Source organism: Microcoleus sp. OTE_8_concoct_300 (assembly GCF_031383065.1).
In the GTDB taxonomy this organism is placed as follows: Bacteria; Cyanobacteriota; Cyanobacteriia; order Cyanobacteriales; family Microcoleaceae; genus Microcoleus.
Map to the genome: position 1 here is coordinate 1 of NZ_JANMZH010000592.1, position 5331 is coordinate 5331.

Annotated in this window: 2 protein-coding genes; both read left to right on the forward strand. The window is 49.1% G+C overall.

Annotated features, from left to right (window positions below; genetic code table 11):
• Positions 1-195 precede the first annotated feature (195 nt).
• The gene (locus ACUVJL_RS27445) at positions 196-2751 is read left to right on the forward strand and encodes a DHH family phosphoesterase (protein ID WP_445248738.1); all 2556 of its coding nucleotides are present in this window, start codon (positions 196-198) and stop codon (positions 2749-2751) included.
• A gap of 365 nt (positions 2752-3116) precedes the next feature.
• Positions 3117-5331: serine/threonine phosphatase (locus tag ACUVJL_RS27450; protein ID WP_445248739.1), on the forward strand; the 2215-nt coding region annotated here is incomplete at its 3' end.

Here is a 5331-nt window from a genome sequence, read left to right on the forward strand (position 1 = left end):
GGCTCTGCCTGGTAACGCCTATACGGAGGCTCTGCCTCCAATTTTCCCGATATTAAGCGAGGCAGAGCCTCTGCAAATGGGTTCCCAGGCAGAGCCGGGGAACCAGTTACTCGCTTAAGTTTTTAACATACAAACAAGTCCCTGGATTCATCTGTGGTCAAAATCTAAAATCTAAAATCTAAAATCTAAAATCGAATGACAGAAATACCTCAAAACTGGCAAAATCAACTCTTACCCCAACCCCCTGCTTGGCTGATAGAAGCTGTCAGAAACCATGCACCAGAACTCCCCGGAAACTATGCCGCCGCACTTCTGTGGTATAGAGGAATTCAAAACCCCGAACAAATACCCGGTTTCTTAAATCCCCAACTTTACCAGCCAGCAAGTCCCTTTGAATTCGGACTAGAAATGAACTGGGCGATAGAAAGAATCCAGCAAGCACGAAACAGCGCAGAAAAAGTCGCAATTTGGGGAGACTTCGACGCCGACGGCATTACCTCAACCTCGGTACTTTGGGACGGACTGGGAGAATTTTTTGCTCAAAATGACCAACTAACTTATTACATCCCTAACCGCTTAACCGAATCTCACGGACTCAATATCCCGGGAATAGACGCCTTAGCAAAATCGGGAATTAGCTTAATTATTACCTGCGATACCGGAAGTACAAACATCGCCGAAATCGAATATGCTACTAGCTTAAACATCGATACAATTATTACCGACCATCATACATTACCTGACAAGCGCCCGCCAGCTACAGCCATTATCAATCCCCGCTACTTTCCCCCAAACCACCAACTATTTAACCTTTCAGGAGTGGGAGTAGCTTACAAATTAGTTGAAGCATTGTATGACACATTACCGGATATTCCGCAGCGCCCGCTCACAGATTTATTAGAATTAGTAGCGATCGGCTTAATTGCCGATTTAGTCCAACTTACAGGAGACAGTCGCTACCTAGCACAAATCGGCATCCAGCAACTGCAAAAACAAATCGCAAATCCCACCCGCCCAGGAGTTGCAAAATTGCTCGAACTGTGCAAAAGATCGGGCGATCGCCCAACCGACATTTCCTTCGGGCTCGGCCCCCGAATCAACGCCGTCAGCCGCATTCAAGGTGACGCCAGCTTCTGCGTAGAACTCCTCACCAGCCGCGACAAAAAACGCTGCGAAGAACTAGCAAATTTAACCGAAATTGCCAACTCCCGGCGCAAATCTTTACAAAAAGATGTTGCCAAAGATGCCGCCCACAAATTAGCCAAACTCGACCTCTCAACTACTAGCGTCATCGTCCTCAGCGACCCCCAATGGCCGGTAGGAGTATTAGGATTAGTAGCGGGACAAATCGCCCAAGAATACGGTCGTCCCGTGATTTTATTCAGCACAGAAGGAAGCGAAGAAATTAACGAAAATTCCCCGGAAACGCAATTTACCTCTTTCTTAGATCCACAATCACAAACACTTTCTCCATGCAAAATTGCCAGGGGTTCGGCGCGTTCCGCCAATCAAATCGACCTTTACCAATTAGTCAAAGGCCAAGCGCATTTATTGCACAGATTTGGCGGTCATCCCTTCGCTGCCGGATTAAGTCTCCCCGTTGAAAATATCCCCCTATTTACCGATGCGGTCAATCAGCAACTGCGGCAACAATACAGTACAGATAGTTTAACAGCCGCCCCCGTTCAAGCTGACCTAAAAATTACTGTGTCGGAATTAGGCAAGGACTTATTTCAAGAACTAAAATTGCTCGAACCGTGCGGTATGGGCAACCCCACACCAAAATTGCTGATTGAAAACTGCTGGTTTGACAATCTCTGGAATCAAAAAATCAAGGATTTGAAAGGGCAAAAAGTAGAATATATCAAAACAGAATTTACAATTAGGGACGAATCTAGCGATACGGGATTTCCCGGCATTTGGTGGGGACACAATCAAAACGAAGTTCCCCAAGGTCGCTGCGATGTCACCGTTGAACTCGATTTTAATACTTACAAATCGCGGTATGAAGTGCGCCTCGTAGCAGTGCAAGAACGCACGGAAGAAAACCAAATCAATGCGCCCACTAAAATAGATTGGATCGTAGACTGGCGCAATAGAAATAATGATGAAGAGTTGTTAGCAGCCAGCACAAACTTAGAATCTCTAATGCCGATCGACAATCTAGTTTACAATTCCCAAAAGGTCGATCGACAAAACTCGATCGTCCTCAAACAATGCCCCGCAAGCTGGGACGAACTGCGGATCTGGTTTCGGCAAGCACAGCACACTCAGAAAAAACTCGCGATCGCCTATACCTTACCCCCACCCGTAGCCCCACAGCAAATCTGCCAACAACTAATCGGCATCGCCAAATACCTCAGCCGTACCAAAAAACCCGTCACCAGACAGCAACTAAGCCAAAAACTCGGCATCAGCGACACATCCCTGCAACTCGGGTTCAAAACCCTAACATATCTCGGTTTCAAAATCAATTATCGCGATCGAGCTTTCCACATCACCAGACAACCCGAAACCGCACAACAAGAAGACGCGCCAAAGCAAATCCCCCAACCGTTATTAGATAGCCAATCCATCCAATTCTCCGTGCCAAATTCCCCCATCGCCGCCCGTTTTGCAGCGCAATTTTTAGCAGCAGTCTCCGAAGAACAATTCCGCCGGAAATATTTCTGTGAAGTACCCCTCTCAACAATTCAATCGATCGCCCGAGAGACCGTTTTCCAAGAAGATTCCACAGAAAATCCCTTCTAACTGATATCTTGCACCATTCTCAGGAACAGGCAAGATGCCTGTTCCACAAAGAATGAATTTTCTTGTGGAACAGGCATCTTGCCTGTTCATACAAAGCTTATTGAGAATAGTGCAACATCTCAGTTCTAACTGATATCTAGCACCATTGTTAAGCATAGGCAGGATCACAGTTCCACCGATCAGATAACTTTTCTTGTCGGGGCCGCACTCGGAAAGCGCCGGTGGGACGGGCTTTTTGGCCTGTGAAGCCAGATAGATTCTTGTGGCGCTGGCTTAACAGGCCTATTCCTGACACGGAGGCAACATCTCAGTTGTAAGAAATATCTTAGTTCTGAATTCATCCCGATAAAATAAGGCATAGGGCAATGAAAGTTATCCGTTGCGAGTCAGGCCCAAAACTCATAACTCCTAACTCACAGCCCAAAACCCAAAACTCCCCACCGCCAAACTCGATCGCCAATCTCCAATTTAAAACCCCTATGCTCCTCTGTCCCCGCTGCCAATTTGAAAATCCCGATCCAAACAAGTTTTGTCAACAATGCGGAAATTCCCTAATTTACAAACCTTGCCACGAATGCGGGACCCAAGTCGCTTTTAGCGCCAAAGAATGTCAGAATTGTGGCGTCGCAACAGGTCAAGTATGGCGGGCCATTATCTGCGGTCGATCGAATTTTCCAGCAGTCGAGCCACAGGAGTCAACCATACCCCCAGGCGAGTTTGGGCAAAAACCAGACATAGTTCCAGAAACCGCATCGCCCCAAAACTCTCCTGAACCAATCACAGACACCATTAAAACAGAAATAACCACCCCAGCCGAACCCCCAACAGCAGTCGAACCAACTTCTCCACAGCTTCGCGACGGCGAATTCAGCAGCGCAGAAAATGACGCTGTAGTAGCCGTGGGGGCGATCGCACCAGCATCCTTTCAAACAACAGAAAAAAGCTCTACTACAGCACCAGAGCGCCAAATAACCCCATCTGAGCACAATTTTACAACCGCACCACAGCCTAAACAAATCCACGAAGCAACAGAGAACCCCGACAGCCCAAACATAGCTGACATCTCCCCCCAAACTCCACAATTCCCCGTCCCCAATTCAGAATATTTAATCCCTTCCCAGCCAGCAGGAGCTTATTTAGACACCCAGCAGCGCTACCAACTCCTAGAAACCGTGCCGCCGAGAAAACCCTCAGACACAGTAGCAGTAAGAGTATTGGACTGTCAGCCGCTGCAAATGTCACCCCTCAAAGCAATGCTAGCAGCCAACTCTGCCAGCGTCGCCAAACGAACCTCCCCCTACACCGCCGCCATCAAACCCGAAGAAAATTCGATCCATTCCGCCTTAGCAAAGCTTTGTCAAGGCATAGCTGAACCTTATCTGGCACTGCGGTGGCAATACTCTCAAAACCTGCCAGTCATTCACGATAGCTGGTCAGACAGCGAACAGGCAGTGCTGCTGCTAGAAGACGGCTCCCAATGGTCGCTGCTGCTAGAACGGTGGAATCAACCCCAAACTTCCACCCAGCAAATTTTATACTGGCTGCACGAAATGACAGAACTGTGGGCTGCCCTAGAACCCTGGCACTGTCGGCAAAGCTTGTTGGAACTGACAAATTTGCGAGTCAACCCCGACTCTTCCTTTTCCTTGGCCTCTTTGCGGCTGCAATACCTCTATCCCGAACCCGTCGGCTCAAACCTGCAACTCGTAGATTTGGGGCAACTGTGGCAGGTGATATTTAGCCAGTCCTCGCGCACTGAGTGTGGCGCATTGCTCGAACTGCTGCAACAAATGTATAGAGGCGAGATTAACACAATCGAAGAATTGCGATCGCGCCTAGAAACAGTTCCCCTCGAACTCCAACCCGCACCTTCACCAAGCTCAACCCCGACGCGCGAGCATTACCGCAGCCCCGACGAGTCCCCCCCCGACGTTGGCGAGGTCTTAACCCAGCCCATGCCACTCCAGATTTACAGCTTAGAAGACGCAGGCCTCAGCGATACTGGTCCGACGCGCGACCACAACGAAGACTTCTTCAGCATCTGGACTCAGCTCAACAAACTCGAAAGCTCCTTCGGTCGCATCTTTCAAACCAAAGGGCTTTACATTCTCTGCGACGGCATGGGCGGACACGACAGCGGAGAAGTAGCCAGTCAACTAGCCGCTGAAACCCTCAGAGAATTCTTTCAAACCAGTTGGGAAAATCAACTACCTCCAGCAGACACCATCCGCGAGGGAGTGCTGCTAGCCAACAAAGCCATCTTTGAAATCAATCAAAAAGACGGACGCTCCGGCAGCGCCCGCATGGGTACAACTCTAGTCGCAGTCTTAGTTCAAGACACCCAATTCGCCGTTGCCCACGTCGGCGACAGCCGCCTCTACCGACTGAGAAAGGGACAGGCCCTAGAAAAAATCACCTCAGACCACGAAGTCGGGCAGCGCGAAATTAAGCGCGGGGTTGACCCGGAAACTGCTTATGCCCGTCCCGACGCCTATCAACTAACTCAAGCCCTCGGCCCGCGAGACAGTAATTTTCTCAAGCCTGAGGTGCAGTTTTTAGACTTGTGCGAAGATACCTTAT